The organism is Erysipelatoclostridium sp. MSK.7.34 (assembly GCF_019041935.1).
Classification (GTDB): Bacteria; Bacillota_I; Bacilli_A; order Erysipelotrichales; family Coprobacillaceae; genus Thomasclavelia; species Thomasclavelia ramosa.
In genome coordinates this window covers 266,647-286,162 of sequence record NZ_JAHPYJ010000001.1, presented here as the reverse complement: position 1 = coordinate 286,162, position 19,516 = coordinate 266,647, and the positions used below count along the sequence as shown (strand labels likewise).

The following is a 19,516-nucleotide window of genomic DNA, read 5'->3' as shown; positions in this document are numbered from 1 at the left end:
TTAGCACTATACTATAGGGAAGGTGATATGATGAAAAAAGGAATGTTGTTGAAGCTTTTTGTAACAAATCTTTATTTAAGTGCTTTTACATTTGGCGGTGGCTATGTAATTGTGACATTGATGAAGAAAAAATATGTTGATGAGTTCAACTGGATCGATGAAAAAGAAATGCTTGACTTGATTGCCATTGCCCAATCTGCCCCAGGGGCAATTGCGGTAAATGGTGCAATTGTAGTTGGTTTTAAATTAGCGGGAATCAAAGGTGCGATAGTTTCTATTTTAGCGACGATTTTGCCACCGTTTGTAATTTTATCATTAGTGTCAGTGTTTTATGAAATTTTTAAAAGCAATGAGATAATTGCCTTAATGCTTTCTGGAATGCAGGCTGGAGTTGGGGCAGTAATTGCTTCAGTTGCTTATGATATGGCAGTAGGGGTTGTTAAAGAAAAAGAAATCTTACCAATTATAATTATGGTATGTGCTTTTATTGCAACATATCTTTTTAATGTAAATGTTATTTACGTAATCTTAAGTTGTGGATTTATTGGAATTATACAAAATATGGTAAGCAGATGGAGGGAAAGACAATGAAACTTTTAACTTTGTTTTTCAGTTTTCTTCAAATTGGTGCATTTAGTTTTGGAGGAGGATATGCTGCTTTACCGCTGATTCAGCATCAAGTAGTTGATTTATATCATTGGTTGACGATGAATGAGTTAACAGATTTAATAACGATATCCCAGATGACACCTGGACCGATTGCAATTAATGCGGCAACATTTGTTGGATTAAAGATAGATAGTTTTTATGGGGCTATAGTAGCGACATTGGGATGCATTTTACCTTCATGTATTATTGTATCGCTGATTGCTTATATTTATTTAAAATATCAGCAAATGTCAATTATTCAAAATATTTTAAAATATATTCGTCCGGCTGTAGTGTCGCTGATTGCAGTTTCAGGACTATTGATTATTGTTAGCTGTTTTTTTGGAGATACAGTAAACTTTGCAAATTTGAAATTTGGTTCTGTAGCCATATTTATAGTTGCTCTGGTTTTATTAAGGAAACAGAAAATGAACCCGATTACAGTGATGGTAATAGCTGGAATCATACAGATTGGTTTATATTATATAGGAATTAGTTAAGGTAGAGAGAGTTTTTCTTTTTGCCTTTTTCTTTTCAATCCCAGATATTTCGGTGTATAATTAAAATTAAGGAGGATAATGGTAATGTACAAGCGAATACTAGTGGTAGTCACTGTATTATCATGTCTTCTTACTGGATGTTCAAGTGATAATAACAGTAATCAAGAATACCCAAGTGATTATCCAACATCAAAAAGTTATACAGTTGATGAGATTCTTTATCCTGAAGCATCAGGGGCACTGGTTTTAGATAGTGATGTAGCGAAGGTTGATTATTCTAATACTAATCAAGGATATGTAATGGCCTTTTTAAAACCAGGTGTTAGTAAACGAATAAAAATTCAAATTAGTAAAGATGAACAAAAACTAAATTATGATTTAACGGATGAACAAGGAGTGAGTTATCCACTCCAGTTGGGAAATGGAAAATATTTGATTAAAATTTTAGAAAATATTGAGGGTACCCAATATGCAATAAAAAAAAGTGTGGAAGTTGATGTTATTTTAGATAACGAACTGCTCCCCTTTTTATATCCTAATATCTTGGTTAATTATAAACCGGGTGATGCGATTACGACGTTAGCTATTGATGAAGTGAAGGATGAAGATAATGATTTAAAACGAATAAAAAAAGTCTATGAATTTGTGGCTAATTACATAAACTATGACGATGATAAAGTAGCTTTAGCAAAACAGCAGTATTTGATTCCAAATTTAGATGAAATAATTAACAATAAAAAGGGCATATGTTTTGATTATGCTTCAATGATGACGGCAATGTTAAGAATCAATCATATTCCAGCCCGACTGATTTGTGGGGGGACTGATAAAGATGAATATCATTCTTGGTTAGAAGTTTATGTTAAAGGGCAGGGTTGGGTCAATCCGGATATTTTTATGGATAAAGATACATGGACGATTATGGATCCGACTTTCGCAAGCACTAAGTATGATTATGAGGGAAAATACGTTGAAACAGCACGTTATTAAGGAGAAAAACGATGAAATTGACGATGAGTGAAAAATATATGTTTTGTAACCAGATGGCAATGATCTTAGAATCGGGATTTAGTCTTAATCAAGGGGTTACGATGGTATATGAAGAAATGGATGATAAAAACATTAAAGGGGTTCTTCAAGAAGTTGCTAAATATTTAGATGAACAAGTAAGTTTTAGTGAAGCAATCGATCTAACTAAAGCTTTTGATGACTATATGGTTAATTTAGTCAAAGTGGGTGAAACGAGCGGTAATTTAGATGATGTTATGCAATCATTAAGTGAATATTATGCTCGAATTGATGATATAACAAATAAACTGAAACAGGCTTTAACTTATCCAATCATTTTAATTATTATGATGGTGGTGGTTGTAGGAATCATTGTATTTAAAGTATTACCAATTTTTAAAGATGTTTTAAATGGACTAGGCAGTGATTTATCATCGTATGCTAATAGTTTTATGGAATTTGGTCAAATTTTTTCATTGATATGTTTTGCGGTCTTGTTAGTGCTGGTGATAGTAATTATTGCTGGATATTTATATCAGCGCGTTACCCATGTAAATGTCTTGTCAAACGTAGTGCAGAAATCTTTTTTAACAAGGAAATTGTCAAGAGCATTAAATAAAGCTCAAATTACTTATGCTTTGTCATTGTTTATTTCTAGTGGTTATGATTTACAAGAGGCAATGAAGTTTGTACCAAAATTAGTTGATGATAAACAGCTTAGGGCTAATTTAGAAAAATGCAATGAAGATCTCATAAATGGTGATAGTTTCGTTGAAGTTATCAAAAAATATCAAATTTATCAAGGAATGCAGTTAAATATGATTCAGGTCGGTTTTAAAACTGGACAGGTTGATATAATCATGAAACAATTATCAAATAGTTTTCAAGAAGAAGTTAGTCGTGCGATAGATCAATTTTTAAATATCATAGAACCAACGATTGTAACTTTGTTATCTTTAGTAGTGGGAACAGTCTTGATGTCGGTAATGTTGCCATTAATTAGTATCATGTCCTCTTTATAGGAGGTTATTTATGAAAAATATGTTAAAGATAATCTTACTGATAGTTATAATCATGGTAAGCATTTATGCTTTCAATTCTACTTCAACATATTCATCAAATGAGGATCTAAAACGGGTTAGTGATACAATTAATCAACTTAGTTTAAAATGTTATAGTATTGAAGGCAAATATCCTAAAGATATTGAGTATTTGAAGGAAAATTATGGGTTGCTTTTAAATGATGAAGATTATCAGGTTATTTATTATTATGAAGGAGATAATTTACAACCACGAATCGAGGTATTTAAAAAGGAGAAGAACTATGAATAAACATCGTAATATACATGTATTATTTTCGCTGTCATTGTTCTTGCTTTTTGTAATTGGGTCTTTCTTTATTGTTACTTATGAAATAAAAGGATATCAAGTTATTAATGATACGTGTCAACAAGAAGATGATTTAATTGTGCCTTTGGCTTATTTAAACACGAAGTTAAAAGCAAATGATAGTGACGATTCGACTAAAATTGTTGAAATAGATAATACGCAATGTTTAGAAATTAAAACTGCTAAGACGGTTACTTATATTTATTGTCAAGATGGTTATCTCAAGGAATTATATACAAGTAATGACTATCATGCGGGGTTACAAGAGGGTAGTAAGTTATTTGCATTAGATGATTTTAAAATAGAACAAAAAGACCGTTTATTTAAATTTACAGTTACACGTGATCAAGTTAGCAAAAGTATTTCAATTTATTTACATGGATAGGAGGAAAGTATGAAATCAAAAGTACAGTCATTTTCGTTTTTAATGGAATTAATCATAGTTATCCTCTTTTTTGCTGCTTCAACAACAGTATGTGCCTCATTTATAGTGCAAGCTAAAAATAAACAAGTACAAGGGACTAATTTGCAAAATGCATTAATTGAGGCGCAAAGTATGATTGAAACAATGCAAGCTTATCCGCAGGCTGATTTAGAACAATTATTGGAAGTAGAAAAAATCGATGAGAATCATTATCAAAAAGATAATATTTTTATTGAAATAGATAGAGATATGATTACTCAAGGAAAAATAATGATAAAGAATAAAAACGAAGTTATCAGTGAATTGCCTTTTGTATTAGGAGGTAATCACGATGAATAAGAAACATACTTCAATGCGTTTGGGAATTGGGGCGCCATCAATTTTTATGATTTTTGTGATTTTAGTTATGTGTGTACTGGCAATATTATCATATTTGCGAGCTAATTCTTATTATGAGTCAAGCGTTCGCCAAGCTAATATTACTAGTCAATATTACGAAAGTGAGTCACGGCTGTTAACCAAATATTATCAATTAGATAGTCAAAATTTAGAATATAGTTTAGAAAATCTTCAAATCGAGTATCAAAAAGAAGATGATTTATATATGCTTGAAGATAAAATAAATGATTCTCAAGTTTTACAGCTGTCATTTGTGCAAGAAAATGATAGTCTCAAAATAATTAGTTTAAAAACAATTAATCTGGAGGAATAAAATGGAAATAAAAAAATTATTAGAAGAAGTAGTAACTAAAGGGGCTTCTGATATCTTTATTGTTGCAGGTTCGCCTTGTGCTATTAAGATAGATGGGAGAATTTCAAAATATAGCGATGAACGTTTGACACCACATGATACTGAGCGGATGATTCGTGATATTTATGAAATTGCTAATAACGCTGGAATTGAAGAATTTATGAGAAGTGGCGATGATGATTTTTCTTTTTCTATTCCTAATGTAGGGCGGTTTCGGGTCAATGCTTATCGTCAAAGAAACTCTTGTGCCGCAGTATTACGTGTTGTTAGTTTTCAACTTCCTGATCCTGAAGTAATGCATATTCCAAAAGTAATTACTGACCTAGCTAATCAAAAGAAAGGAATGGTCTTAGTAACCGGCCCGGCAGGAAGCGGTAAATCTACGACATTAGCCTGTATTATTGATCAGATCAATCGTAATCGAAATACACACATTATTACAATTGAAGATCCTATTGAATATTTGCATAGTCATGACAAAAGTATCGTTTCACAACGAGAAGTTTATCACGATACCCATGACTATGTTTCTGCGTTAAGAGCAGCTTTACGGGAGGCGCCAGAAGTTATTTTAGTTGGTGAAATGCGTGACTTAGAAACTATTGATATTGCAGTTACGGCAGCTGAGACGGGGCATTTGGTTTTTTCAAGTTTGCATACAGTTGGTGCTGCTAATACGATTGATCGAATGATTGATGTGTTTCCTCCTTCACAGCAGCAGCAAATTCGAGTTCAGCTGGCAATGGTACTTAATGCAGTCATCTCCCAACAATTAGTACCAGGTATTGATGGTAAAATGATACCCGTATTTGAAATCATGATTTGTAATCAAGCAATTAGAACATTGATTCGTGATGGTAAAACGCACCAAATTGATAATGCTATATCTACTAATCGCCAAATTGGTATGGTTACTATGGATGATGCGATCGTTGATTTATATAAACAAAATAAGATTACAAAAGAGACAGCAGTCATGTATGCATCAAATCCGAATTTGATTGAAAGAAAATTTTAATTATATATTATTTTGGTTACAAAACGGTTATATTTTATTTAAAGTCTTGAAAAAAGACGATTTATTTTTTTGAATAAGAAAATATCATAATTGGAATATAGTATAATTATGATGTTGAAACATGTAAACAAGGGAGTGATTTTTATGGATAAAAAATTAGTATTAAAAATCAAGACCTTAGGTAGACTGCATATCACTGATGGGGAAAATGAATTTCCTCAAGAAAAGAAACGAAGTGCCCAAGTTGAGTTGTTGATTGTATATTTAATTCTTAATCGAAATGCTAATATAACTAATCCACAACTGATTGATTTTCTTTGGCCAGATGGAAATGCTGATAAACCGGAAGGAGCATTAAGAAATCTGATTTATCGAGCTCGAAAGGAAATGAAACAGTTTTTTAAAGAAGTTGATTGTATTAAATCTAAGGGACGAAGTTATTATTGGAATCCTGAAGTTGAATGTCGAGTTGATTATGAGGAGATGTTGAAACTTTGTCGTCGTGTTGAACAGGAAGATGATCCTTACCGCAAGCATGAACGCTGTTTAGAAATGATCAACAAATATCATGGAGAGGTTTTACCAGAGTTTAATTATAATGACTGGATCTTAGAAATAAATAATTTGTTAGAACGTAATTGTTTAGAGGCAATTTTAAAAACTTTAACGATTTTAGCTAACAATAACTTATATGAACAGGTTTTACAAATTTGTAATCACCAAAACAGTCAAAAAATAATGGATACACGATTATATGAAATGAAGCTTTATGCTTATTATAAGACAGGTAAAACAGATCTTGCATTATCATTTTATCGTCAAATCGTAGATTATTACTATAGTAAATATGGAATTGAAGTGTCACAGCGACTGAAAGAAATTTATGAAATGATTCTAGATACTTCTCCTGCGACACAAATTGATGTTGAAGAATTGGAAAAGAGTCTAACAGTTGATGATAACAATGATAATACATTTTATTGTGATTTTGACGTTTTTAAAAATATTTATCAAATCAATGTTCGTTCAGCAAGACGTTCGATGAAAGCACGAATTTTAACTTTACTTACGATCGTTGATACAAGTGGTTGTTTAGACGAAAAGGCGATTCGCCAAGAAGCAGATATTTTAAGAGAAGTGATTTCAAATAGTTTGAGAAAAAATGATGTTTATTCAAAGTTTAATATGACACAATATTCATTGATTCTTGCCTCACCGGATTTAGATGGCGCAAAAATAGCGGTTGATCGCATTACTAATCGTTATAATGAAAAGAAGAAACACGATGAGATTATTTTAACAAATGATTTGAAGAAAATCAGATAAATAAAAGGGGGAGAATTAGAGAATGGGTAATTTAATGAAAAAACTCAAGAAAACCAAAATGGTTAAACAGTTTGGAATTTTATCGTTAGTATTGGCTATGTTAATTGGGGTGATGTCAAATGGAACCATAATTAATGCGGTTGATGGTAATGCTGATGCGAACATTACATTTAACTCACGAATCGTAGAAAAAGTCAATGGACAGGATGTTGATGTTTCACAAGCTGATTCAGGAGATTCATTCTTTTTGGCAATTTATTATGCTGTTTCAGCAAGTACAGATGCTTCCAAGTATACTGAGTGTACGTTGAGTATCACGTTGCCAAACGATATTGAGTTCGATGAAACAACAGATATTAGTAATACTGGTTTTGATTCAATTGAACAAAGAACATCACTAGGGAAAAATATTCTATCAATTAAAAGTAAAGAATTGGCGGCTGGACAATCAGGTACGTTATATTTAAAAATGCATTTTAAGAATATGACAACTAAGAATGGCACAACTGCTAAGTTTGTTGATATGAAAATGACAGGTTCTATGGTTAATGAAAATGGAAGTTATACAATTAACCCAGTCTCTGTACCTGATGCTTCAGTTACCGCAAAAGCCAGTCAAGAATGGACTGTAGGGAAAAATGTTATTCAGCAAGCAGATGGTAATAATTACACGATTAAATCAATAGATGGGAAAGACTATTATAGTGTCGATTACAAAGTAACTGCCGCTCCAGGTAGTAATCTTACGGATTTAGGTAATAATTATGGTCGGCTTAACTGTACGACATTTGAATTAGTGGATACTTTACCGGTTGCTCCAGCAGGACGTGAAGATGGGGGAGCTGCTAATATCTCTATCAAAGTGGGAGATAAAGTACTAGAAGAAGGTGCTGATAAAGATTATGAATTAGTTTTAAATGAAAATGGTACTGTAAAAGCAATTAAAATTTATTATATAAGTACTTACGAAAGCAACCCGGATGATACTAATTATGTACCAGATGGTGCTGCAATGCTAACTACTTATACGATTAATGCGAATTATAGCAAAGATGCTTATCGTGTCTTACCAAATGAAAAAGATGATATTCCGTTTATTTTGGATAATAAGGTTGAGTTGAAATATCTTCCTTTGGGAGAAAATACGCCTAAGTATGTAAGTGCTAATGCTCCTGTAAATGTTGGCTGGGTAGATGAAAATGCGCCAACAACAAATTTGGATATTACCAAATATGTTACTGTTAATGGTGACAACAATATTGTTGGTGATAATAAATTTATTTTTGATCAAGAAAAACAAGATTGTTATTATCAAAATACTGATTCACGTATAGCGTTTGGACTGTATACTGATGAAGCGTGTCAAAATGCTGCGACTGATATTGATGGTAACACAGTTGGTAATAGCAAAGTTATTGATAAGGATGGTAAAGTAAATTTTGCTAAAATTTCTGAAGGAACATATTATTTGAAAGAAACTGTTGGCAATTTACCATTTATTGGAGATGGTGTTGATAGTGCTAATGGTGAAACGATTTATAAAATTGAAGTTAAAAATGAAAATAATAAAGCTGTAGTTTATTTGGATGGTAAGGAAATTGAAAATGGAAAATTAGAAATAAATAATCTTACAACTGCTCAAGGATTTGGTTATGTTGCATTTAATAAAGTGGGAACAAGTGCAACGAATAGCCAGCATGGACCGCTTGCGGGAGTAAAATTTATTTTGACCAATAAAGTAACTGGAGATAAATATGAAACTGTTTCAAATGATAAAGGATTAGTCTTATTTGAAGGAATTATTGCAGGTGATTATACTGTTGAGGAAGATTTTTCAAGTGCAGAATATGATAAACCGGATGTTTATAAATGGGACGTTAAAGTTGAAGCAAATAAAGTAAACTATCCATCTTTAATGCTACAAGATCACAATACTGGGGTGCCATATGTTGTAAATAGTTCGAACAAAGGTAAATTAATTATTAATAAAGTTGATGCATTGACAGAAACAAAAAAATTAAATGGTGCTGAATTTACTGTTTATGGGCCTTTTGAATCTAAAGAAACCGCTAATATAGCTATTGAGTCTGAAGATTTCAGTAGTGTGGACAGTTTTACTTTAAATGGTAATGAGGAATCAAAAGCTTTAGTTAAAGGTTTTTATGTATATCAAGAAACTAAAGCACCCAATCATTATAAACTTGATGAAAATTATTATGTGACAGAATTAAAAACGCAAACATTAAATGAAGTTACAGTAAAAAATGAAGAATTAGGATATTTACAAATCTTGAAAAAAGGATCATTAAAAGATTATCCAACTATTACGGTTAATTTAGCTGGAGCTAAATTCCATGTTTATACAAATAAAAATGCTACAGATGATAGCCTTGTAAAAGATGATGCGGGTAATCCAATTGTAATTGAATCTAACAATTCGGTTTCAAGTAGTTCAAATTCTAATAAAGTTGAGTTAGCTGCTGGAACATATTATTTAAAAGAATTTGAAGCGCCTAGTGGCTATAATCAATTAACAGATGTAATTACAGTCGAAATTCAATCTGGAAAAACAGCTACTAAAGAGATCATGAATGAATCAACTACATTAGGATATTTAGAAGTGACTAAAATAGATTCTAAAACAAAGGAGCCACTTGCCAATGTAACATTTGATGTTTACCGTAAAGATAATGATACTAAAGTTGATACAATTAAAACAGATAGTGATGGTAAAGCTAAAACTAAGTTTTTAGAAGCTGGTGAATACTACTTAAAGGAAACTTCGAAGTTAACTGGCTATGCTGTTAATACGAAAAATATTGATTTTAAGATTGAAAATAATAAAGAAACTAGTAAAACTGTTTCTAACGATCCGTTAGTTGGATATATGATTAGAAAAGTGTCATCTTTAGATCATAATACTGGCTTATATAAAGCGGAATTTAAATTATTAGATGCTGATAAAAAGGTAATTGATGAAGGAATTGAATCTAATGGTCAAGGGTATGTAATCTTTACTGGATTAACACCTGGAGCAACATATTATTACGTTGAAACCAAAGCACCGGATGGATATACATTAAATACGACTGAATATTCATTTACCGCACCACAAGTTAATGATACAAATAATTCATTAGTTTATGAGAGCAAAGAGATTGTTGAAAATGTTCCTAAAGGTAAGTTTACAATTACAAAGACTTCATTTAATATTGATGAAACTATCGCTAAACCAGCGGGAAATATAACGTTTGAATATTTTCCTAAGTTAAGTACGAATATTGATGAGGACCGTAAAATTGCTGATACTAATAAGACGCTTTTAACAGTTACAACTAATAATGATGGTATCGCTACTTCAAAAATAATAGATGCTGGAGAATATTGGGTTGTTGAAAAAAATGTTAAATCAGAATTTGAAGTTGAAGGTGGTAATGCAAAGGTCGTAACTGTAAAGCCTGGCTCAAATACTGATGATAAATTAGTATCAAATGTTGATGTAGTCAACCGTTTGATCAAAGGTAAGGTGGCAGTTAAAAAGGTCAGCTCAGTTGACAGTGATACTGGAGTAGCAGCGACATTTAATGTTTATAAATGGAATGAAACAGGAAATTATACTGGTGATCCAGTGTATGTACTTACGACAAAAGCTGATGGTAATGTGGTTACTAGTGAATTCTTAGCACCGGGGAAATATGTATTAATTGAAAAAGCTGTGGTTGGAAACTATACAATTGATCCAACTTCACATGAATTTGAGATTGTTGAAGGTAAAACAAATAAAGTTTATGTTGAAAATCCAATTGAAAATGTGCCATACAGCAGCCTTGGTTTAGTTAAAACAGCTAAATGGTTAGATAAGGATAATAAAGATGTTAGTGAACCGCTAGCAGGAATAAAATTTAGTGTCTATAAAGCAAAAGAAGTATCATCAGATGAAGATGGCGCAATTAGTAAAGATGATAAATGGTATGTTAAAGATGGTAATGCTTTAGCAACGATTGAAAGTGATGTTGTAGAGAAGACGGTTTCAGGATTAGAGCCGGGATTCTATATTGTTGAAGAAAACTTAACTGCTGAGCAGCAAAATGATTATGAACACCAACCATCAAAAGTAGTTGAACTTGAGGCTGGTAAAACAACGCATGTTACATTTGAAAACACACCTAAAAAAGGAAAAATAAAATTAACTAAAACAAATGAAGATAAGACAGTTCTATTAGATGGAGCAGAGTTTAAAATTTATTACGTTGATAGCAATGGAAGCCAAACAATTACTGCTAATGATGGTAAAAAATATACTGTAAGTGATAGTGGGATTTCAACAAAGATTATTTCGGGAACAGCTGTTTTATATGATGCAAATGGTAAATCCTCAAAAGATCCTGGGGTTGGTTATTCAGTTTTCCTTGATCCAGGTAAAGAAGTAGTATTACAAGAAGTAAGAGCTCCAGACTATTATGGAATAATCCACGAATGGTGGTATGTTGGTGAAATCAAAGCACAACATATTAGCGAAATCGAAGTACAGAACTATTTATTGACTAATCCAATCGGTTATAAATACGATGAGGCAGAAAAATTACTTGCTGGTGCTACCATGGGATTGTTTAGTACTGAAACTGGTGCAGATAGATTGAATAAGTTAAGTCAAACTGAAATAGATGAGGTAATTGCTGATTCAGAAAAATGGGCAGAATATGATTTGGTAAGTACAGCTGTATCTACTGATAAGTACTTCAAGTTTGAAAATATTGATTCTACTCAAACTTATTATGTTACTGAATTAAAACAGCCAGCTGGCTATAATAAAAACACAGATATTCGTAAAGTGACTGTTGAAGTCAATGGTAAGGTGTATTTTTTAAAGGATGCTGATACTAATGAAACGGTTATATTTATAAATTATAAATATCGTCAGATCTGGGTTAGTAAAGTTTTAAAATTTGCAGGTGAACAATCAGCATTAACAGGAATTAATTTCAAAGTATATCCAGTTGTAGAATCGAATGAAAGCGTTGCTGATGCATTTAAAATAGGTGATAAGTGGTATATTAAAACGGGAGAAGAAGTAACTTATACAACTGGTACTATTTCTTCAGGGAAAACAGGCAGCTTTATGACAGCTCCTTCTCCAGCTGGATTATATGTAGTTGAAGAAGATATAACTTCATTACCAGAGCATGTCGTTGCACCAGATACTACTAAATATTTAGTTAATTTAGGTTTTGATACCGATAATACGGATCTCTATTCAGATCAAGCAGATGCTTCTAATGTGATTGTTAATACTAGTAATTATGGTAAATTAGCATTGAATAAGGTGTCTAGTACTAATTCAAATACTTATATAAAAGCGAAATTCAATATTTATGCTAAAAATGACGAGGCTGGACATGATTATAGTAAAGATACACCAATTTCAACTATCACGACAAATGGTAATCAAAATGCTGTATTGACAGACTATTTGAAACCTGGAAATTATGTGCTGGTTGAAAGTTTGATTAGTACTGATGGGTATGTATTGAATCCAACACCACGTGAATTTACAATCGAAGCAGATAAAGTTACTGGTTTAGATGGTAGCGTTTATACTACGGTTTCAGATGCTGTCAAGAACCCATTGGTTGTAACAAATGTACCAAAGGGTAGTGTTGAATTAACAAAACAAGGAACCTATCTAGATGCTAATGGTCTAACTAATCCGGTTGCTTTAAGTGGAGTAAACTTTAATGTATATAAATCAGTTAAATTAGCTGACGGTACCCTAGATTTATCGTCTACTAATTTAGTTGGAACAGCAGTATCACAATCTAATGGTAAGCTTCAGTTCAAAGTTAATGGAACTGATGTTACTAGTAAAAAGTGGTTAGAAGCAGGTGATTACATCTTACAAGAAACTACTGTAGGTACTACAAATAAAAATAATGGTTTTGCGGATTATGCATATCTTGGTAAGTTTACCATTACACCTGGAGATATTACAAAAGAGATTGTCAAAGTTGACGAAAATGGTAATGAATCAGGTAAAGCCGATAATGTTATCAGTAATACTTCATCTTATGGCAAATTAGAAATTACGAAAGTTGATCATTATGATAAAACAAAGAAATTAGCTGATGTTGTTTTTGAAGTGTTTAATGAATCCGGAATCTTAGTCGATACAATTAAAACAAATAAAAATGGTGTTGCTAGAACAAAATTATTACCGGCTGGGGAATATACACTAAAAGAAAAATCTACTAATAACGATTATTTCTTAAATGATACTCTTTATGGTCCTTACACAGTAGAGGCTCTAAAAGTTACTGGTACTGATGGAAAAATTGAAATTACTAATATGATGAAACAATCACTTAAAGTAATTAAAAAAGATAGTCATACTGGAAAAGAAATTGATAAGTTAGACGGTACAACATTTAGTTTATATGATGCTCAAACGGATGGGAATTTAGTTGCTACTGCAACGTATCAAAAAGATAAAGGAATTGTTTTTGATAATTTACGCCCGAACACTACTTATTATTTACAAGAAGATATATCACCAAATGGTTATGTAATCAAAGATTCTAATCGAATTAAAGTTACAACCAAAACTAATGGAGAAGTAACAACTATTGAAGTTGAAAATGAACCTTTAGGAAGTATTAAAATCGAAAAGATATCAGAATGGTCTATTTATGGAGCAAATGATAGTAAGACTACACGTTTCCCATTAGCTGGAGCTGAATTTACTTTATATAAAGATGTAAATGGTGATAGTAAACTGCAAGATGATGAAAAGGTTAATGGAATAGTAAAAAATAGTGATACTTTAGGAATTGTCATCTTTGATAATTTAGAAAAAGGAAAATATTTATTTGTTGAAACGAAGGTTCCTGATGGTTATGATGAAACAGTTATGAATGATGTATATGCTGTTGAGGTAACTGAAGGAGAACAAAATATTGTTTATACCGAAGCTGGAAAAACAGATGATGCTCAAAATCATGGTCCTATTATTAATACGACAACAGCTGGTAAGTTTACATTTACTAAAACTGATCCTGAAGGAAAAGGTTTAAGTGGAGCTACTTTCCAATTGATGAAAAAGAATACAGATGGAGATTATGAGAATTATTTGGATTCATTTACGATAGAAAATACAGATGGTAAATTTGAATCTTCGGTAATTGAAACTGGTAAATATCAGTTAGTAGAAATCACTGCGCCAGACAATTTCGAGATTATGCAGCCAATTGAATTTACGATTGAAGCCGGCAAAGTGACAACAGTTACTTCTAAAGATGCAAATACAGTGGTTAATCAAGCCCTTGGTAAAGTGGTTATTACTAAATATGATGATCGCAGTAACTATTCAAATGTGGGAAATAAAGTCTTAGAAGGTGTTGAATTTGGATTGTACCAAGAATCTGGTGACTTAGTTCAAACAGTAAAAACTACTGGTAAAGATGGTAAAATTATATGGACTGATGTTCCTGCTGGAAATTATTATGTAAAAGAAGTTGCGACTTTAGACGGTTTTGAACTTGATACTACTGTGTATCCTGTTACTGTTGAATCAGGACAAAGTACAGTAAAAGAATACTTACCAAATACAGATGGTAAAATAATCAACCATTCTAATATGGGTAAAATAGTTGTTAAAAAGACAAGTGATGCTAATGAAAACTTAGCAGGGGCAGTATTTAAAATAACTAATCCTAACGATAGTGGTTTTGTACCAATTATTATTACTACAAATGAAGATGGAATAGCTAAAACAGAATTACTGCCAGCTAATAAAGAAGGTACAACTTATGTAGTTACAGAAATTAAAGCGCCTGATGGTTATACTCTTGATGACAAGTATCATGACATCGAACAATCTGTAAAAGTATATCCAGTCCAAGATGAAACAGTTATTTTATCAGAACAGAGTAAAAACTATCTTGAATTTAAGAATAAAAAGCAATCTGATATTATGGATATTGATGGTAAGATCATAAAGTATATTGATGGTGATAATAACACTTTATTAACTGCAAAGACTGTTGAAACACCATTATTAGATGCTGCGGATACAGAAACATTCTTATTGAGAGAATATGCTCAAGCTAAAAATGATGTACCAGTAAGAAGTGTTGAAGTGGAAGATAGTTTAATTAAAATGTATTATTATGATGCTAATGGTAATTCGGTTGAATATATGCCAGATGCACCTTATGTAGTTAATACTGTAACAGTTCATAGTGCAACTGATAAAAATGGTAATAAGATTCAAGCTCGAGTATACTATCAAACAGCTGGTAGTGATGAATGGACGACTAATAATAGTTTAGTTGCTGATGTCTCAACGAATAGTCAAGGAATTAGTTTAGAAGGTTTAAATGCATTAAAAATCAAAGTAGTATATACAAATGTTGTTAGCAAGGACTTAATTGCAGAGAATTTTAATGCTACAGGAATTGATGTGAATGTGACATTTAATAAACGTCCTTCAGATGCGACTGTTCATGAAGTTAGAAGAGTTTCAAACCAAACAAGTGTAACATATAACTATACACTTAAAGATAATGAAGGTAATGATCAAAATGCGCAGTATACAAAAGTTTCAGATATAGTAAATCTATATTATCCTTTAAAAGAATCAGTAACTCCTCGAGTTTCACTAGGAATTGTTTCTGGTGAGAAGGATAAAACTTATAAGCCAGGTGAAACTATTGAAAGTGTAATTACTGTTAAAAATGAATCAACTAAGGAAAATGAAATTATTGAACAACCAATTATTAGTTTTGATTTACCTATCGGTATGTCACTAAATAATAATAGTTATAGTATAGGAGATTTACAAACTAGGTTCCAAGTAATAGTATTTGAACATGATGGAGATACCTCAGGTAAAGCATTAGAACCAGATGAATATACTGTTACTTATACTAATGATGTTCCTGCTCGTGTTGTTGAAAATAATCAATTAGTTGAAACGACATCAAAAACTAAGAAGATAACAATTGATTTAGGTGAAGATTTTAAATTTAAACCTGGAATGAAGATACAGATTAGTTATAAAGGAACTAGTTCAATTAATGATACTAGCACAACATTATGGGCACCAGCATACTTTACTAGTGGAAAAATTATTGCTTTGTCAGCTGAAAATCCTTATGGAAATAGTTTTACTGTCGAATCCGCTACAGGTTCTAGTTACAATACACTTGTTGCTGACAGTGTGCTAGATGAAATTACTAATAAACCAGATGAAACCGGTGATGGATTAAAGTATCCAAATAGTAACGGAATCATTAAAATCAATGAACAAAATTATTTATCAATCTATAAACAAGTTAAAGGTATTTATGATGATGATTATTTAAATAATAATCAGATTGCTAAAACAGCTCCTGGCGAAGATTTGGATTATAAGATTGTATTTAAAAATGGTGAAAAATCAGATCGTGCTGTTAGTAAGGCGCGTGTTGTAGATATTTTACCATTTGAAGGTGACTCGTTAGTTAATCGTACAAATGATAACTATACTGCAAGGGTTACAAATCTTGATAAATCACCAATTTTAAATTATGTAGATTGTTTAACACCAGGTGTTTCTTATAAAGTCTACTATTGTGTTGGTGAAAGTGAAGATACTAAATGGGATGAATGGAAACAAGATGCCCGTACAAGTAAAACTGCTTCAGAAGAATTGCCAATTGTATATGGTAATATGGATGATGATGATTGGACAAGCGGCGCTCATCAATGGATAGAAGCATCAAATGATATTGATTTAAGACTAGTTAGTGCTATTGCTGTTGAATTTGATTTCTCTAATGCGCCATTAGAACCTAATCAGTCAATTGAATTGCATGTCAACATGTCTGCTCCTGAGTACAGTACTTCAGATTTAGAGAAAGTATCTGGTAAGTTAATGTCTAACTCTGCTTTAGTTGCAGTTAAACGTACTGGTCTAGATACTGTAAATGACAGTGATATTGTTGAAAATCTTGAAGTTAAAGCTGAAATTGCATTACCTAAAGGAACAATCGGTGATTATGCATTCTATGATATGAACCGTGATGGTTTACAAGATAGCAATGATTTACCGGTTCAAGGTTTAAATGTAACATTGCATAAATTTGTTACAACGATTAATCAAAATGAAGGAAAAGTAACTAAAGAATTAGATTCAGAAACAACTTTGACTGATGCCAGTGGTAAATATGAATTTACAAATCAAGATTGTAATGTTTTAAAAGATGGTAAGACGGATTCATCATCAACTAATCCAAATGATTATGTTGGTAACAAGTATTATCAGTATCAAGTTGAATTTGCTATTCCAGAAGATGAGTCTTTATATAAATATGAGCCAACTCAAAAATACGCTCAAGATGTTGATGGAAAACCACAAATTGAAGCTGATTCTAATATTGGAAATGATCTTAATAAGGATGATTATTGTAAGACAGAATTATTTACTTTGACCGCAACTAAACAAGCTGATGGCAGCTTAGTAGGAGAAACTAATTTAACATTAGATGCAGGATACGTTGCATTAGGATCTCTAGGAGATTTTGTCTGGTTTGATGAAAATAAAAATGGTATTCAAGATCCAGAAGAAACTGGTGTAAAAGATGTGATTGTAAATCTTTATACAGTAACTAATGGTGAGGTTAGTGGTACTCCAGAAAAAACTACTAGAACTGATGAAAATGGTTACTATTTATTTACTGATTTAGAAGATGGAAGTTATGTTGTTGAATTTGATATTCGTGGTGTTAAACCAACAATGGGTGGTGGACACGCGGAACGTTTCTACTTTACTAAAAATGGTGGAACAACAGATAGTGCAATTGATTCTAATCCAACTATTACTGATGAAAATAAGAATACTTTAATTGCTCGTAGTGAAGTAATTGATTTAGCTTATCATACAAGTGATATGACAATTGATGCTGGGTTAACAGTTTATAGTGCAATATCTGGTGTTGCATTTGAAGATCGTGATTATTCTGATATTCAAAATTATCAAGATAGTGATGGTAAAGATGTTGATATCAAATTACCTGGTACGATTGTTGAATTATATCGGGTTGATGAAGAATTTGGAATTGAAAATAATATCCCAACAGAATTAGTCGCATCTACTGTAGTTGGTGAAGATGGAAGCTATTTATTTGATTATTTAGATTCTGGAACATATGTTGTTAAATTCACATATCCTGAAGGATATAAGGTTATTGAAGCAGATGTTGGTGATGATGATACGCTTGATAGTGATGTGGCTTATCATATTGAGACTAATGAGAATAGGATGTCGGGATATACAGGAGTTATTAATATTCCTGTCAATACAAGAGTTGATAATGTTGATGGTGGTGCAAGATTGTATAGCAGTTTAGGAGACTATGTTTTCAAAGATGTTAATGCTGATGGTCTTCAAGATGAAACAGATATCGTGATGCCGGATGTACCAGTATATTTGTTTGCTAGACAAAAAGGTGAAGAAGTATGGACATCAATTGCAAATACAATAACTGATCAAGATGGTAGATATCGTTTTGATAACTTAAAGGGTTCAACTTATACTGGTATTGAATATCGTGTAATCTTTGATTTACCACTTACTACAAAATTGACAGTTCCATATGCTGGGGATGATCCAGAACTAGATTCTAATGCTTTAAATGAATATGTACCAGGACTTGGTTTCCCAACTCAAACTATTGATTTAGCATATAATACAGTAGATTTAACATGGGATGCTGGAATCGTTCAATCAAAAGGTTCTGTGGGTGATTATGTTTGGTATGATACAAATGTCAATGGCATTCAAGATGAAAATGGAACAGGTATTGAAGGTATTAAAGTTATTTTAGAAACTAATTTAACAGGTAATATTGCTGATGAAAATGATTGGCAAGAAGTAGGTACAACTTATACAAATAGCCAAGGATATTATATTTTCAATGAGCTATCAGAAGGATATTATCGAGTTAAATTTGAAATTCCATCAAAATACAAAGTTACATTGTCTACTCAAGGAGAAGATAGTGCTGAAGATAGTGATGGTATTTATAGCGAAGATGGAGTTTGGTATTATACCCGTTCATTCTATTTAGATCAAGATGGATATGATATGACATGGGATTGTGGAGTATATGACCCGACAGATACAAAATTAACTAAAACAGGCAGCACTGCAACTGGTGATAGTTCTGATATAAATGGATATGTTGTCTTAGGATTTAGTTCAATATTGGCTTTAGGAGCAGTATACTTTGTATCAAATAAAAAAAGAAAAGCTAAAAAAGCTGAGAAAATCTAGCTAATTTATAAAGAGGCAGATTAAAACCTGCCTCTTTGTATGATAAATTAAAGTTTTTTGACTATTTGCTAATTTTATTGTTTTTTGTGATAAGAGTGTGATACTCGAATGCTATTATAAGTGTGTAAAAAGGAAATGGATT

Annotated in this window: 11 protein-coding genes; all 11 read left to right on the top strand. The window is 31.8% G+C overall.

The genetic code is table 11. From position 1 onward, the window contains the following. Positions 1-27: 27 nt before the first annotated feature. The 11 genes from KTF99_RS01395 (at position 28) to KTF99_RS01345 (ending at position 19,374) form a co-directional block, all read left to right on the top strand. Complete coding sequence (locus tag KTF99_RS01395) at positions 28-591, top strand: chromate transporter (RefSeq protein WP_009009190.1); 564 nt, start codon at positions 28-30, stop codon at positions 589-591. Then, a complete protein-coding gene (locus KTF99_RS01390) occupies positions 588-1,148 on the top strand; it encodes a chromate transporter (protein WP_008791370.1) in 561 nt (186 codons plus the stop codon). Before KTF99_RS01395 ends, KTF99_RS01390 begins: the two co-directional genes overlap by 4 nt. A gap of 84 nt (positions 1,149-1,232) precedes the next feature. Then, positions 1,233-2,138, top strand: a complete 906-nt coding sequence (locus KTF99_RS01385) for a transglutaminase-like domain-containing protein (RefSeq protein WP_008791371.1) — start codon at positions 1,233-1,235, stop codon at positions 2,136-2,138. 11 nt (positions 2,139-2,149) lie between these two features. Further along, entirely contained in the window at positions 2,150-3,178 is a 1,029-nt protein-coding gene (locus KTF99_RS01380; protein WP_029480539.1) for a type II secretion system F family protein, read from the top strand. A 10-nt stretch (positions 3,179-3,188) separates the two neighbouring features. Continuing rightward, on the top strand, positions 3,189-3,488 hold the full coding sequence (locus KTF99_RS01375) for a hypothetical protein (RefSeq protein ID WP_009009192.1): 300 nt from the start codon (positions 3,189-3,191) through the stop codon (positions 3,486-3,488). After that, positions 3,481-3,930, top strand: a complete 450-nt coding sequence (locus KTF99_RS01370; protein WP_003536375.1) for a DUF4860 domain-containing protein — start codon at positions 3,481-3,483, stop codon at positions 3,928-3,930. Before KTF99_RS01375 ends, KTF99_RS01370 begins: the two co-directional genes overlap by 8 nt. Positions 3,931-3,939: 9 nt before the next feature. Beyond that, positions 3,940-4,308 (top strand): hypothetical protein, encoded by a 369-nt coding sequence (locus KTF99_RS01365; RefSeq protein WP_008791374.1) that lies wholly within the window; start codon positions 3,940-3,942, stop codon positions 4,306-4,308. Then, the gene (locus KTF99_RS01360; protein ID WP_003536377.1) at positions 4,301-4,681 is read left to right on the top strand and encodes a hypothetical protein; all 381 of its coding nucleotides are present in this window, start codon (positions 4,301-4,303) and stop codon (positions 4,679-4,681) included. Before KTF99_RS01365 ends, KTF99_RS01360 begins: the two co-directional genes overlap by 8 nt. A 1-nt stretch (position 4,682) precedes the next feature. After that, positions 4,683-5,738, top strand: a complete 1,056-nt coding sequence (locus KTF99_RS01355) for a type IV pilus twitching motility protein PilT (protein WP_003536378.1) — start codon at positions 4,683-4,685, stop codon at positions 5,736-5,738. A 144-nt stretch (positions 5,739-5,882) separates the two neighbouring features. Next, entirely contained in the window at positions 5,883-7,064 is a 1,182-nt protein-coding gene (locus tag KTF99_RS01350; RefSeq protein ID WP_008791375.1) for an AfsR/SARP family transcriptional regulator, read from the top strand. Positions 7,065-7,086: 22 nt separating this feature from the next. Beyond that, entirely contained in the window at positions 7,087-19,374 is a 12,288-nt protein-coding gene (locus KTF99_RS01345) for a SpaA isopeptide-forming pilin-related protein (RefSeq protein WP_217215408.1), read from the top strand. Positions 19,375-19,516: the final 142 nt, after the last annotated feature.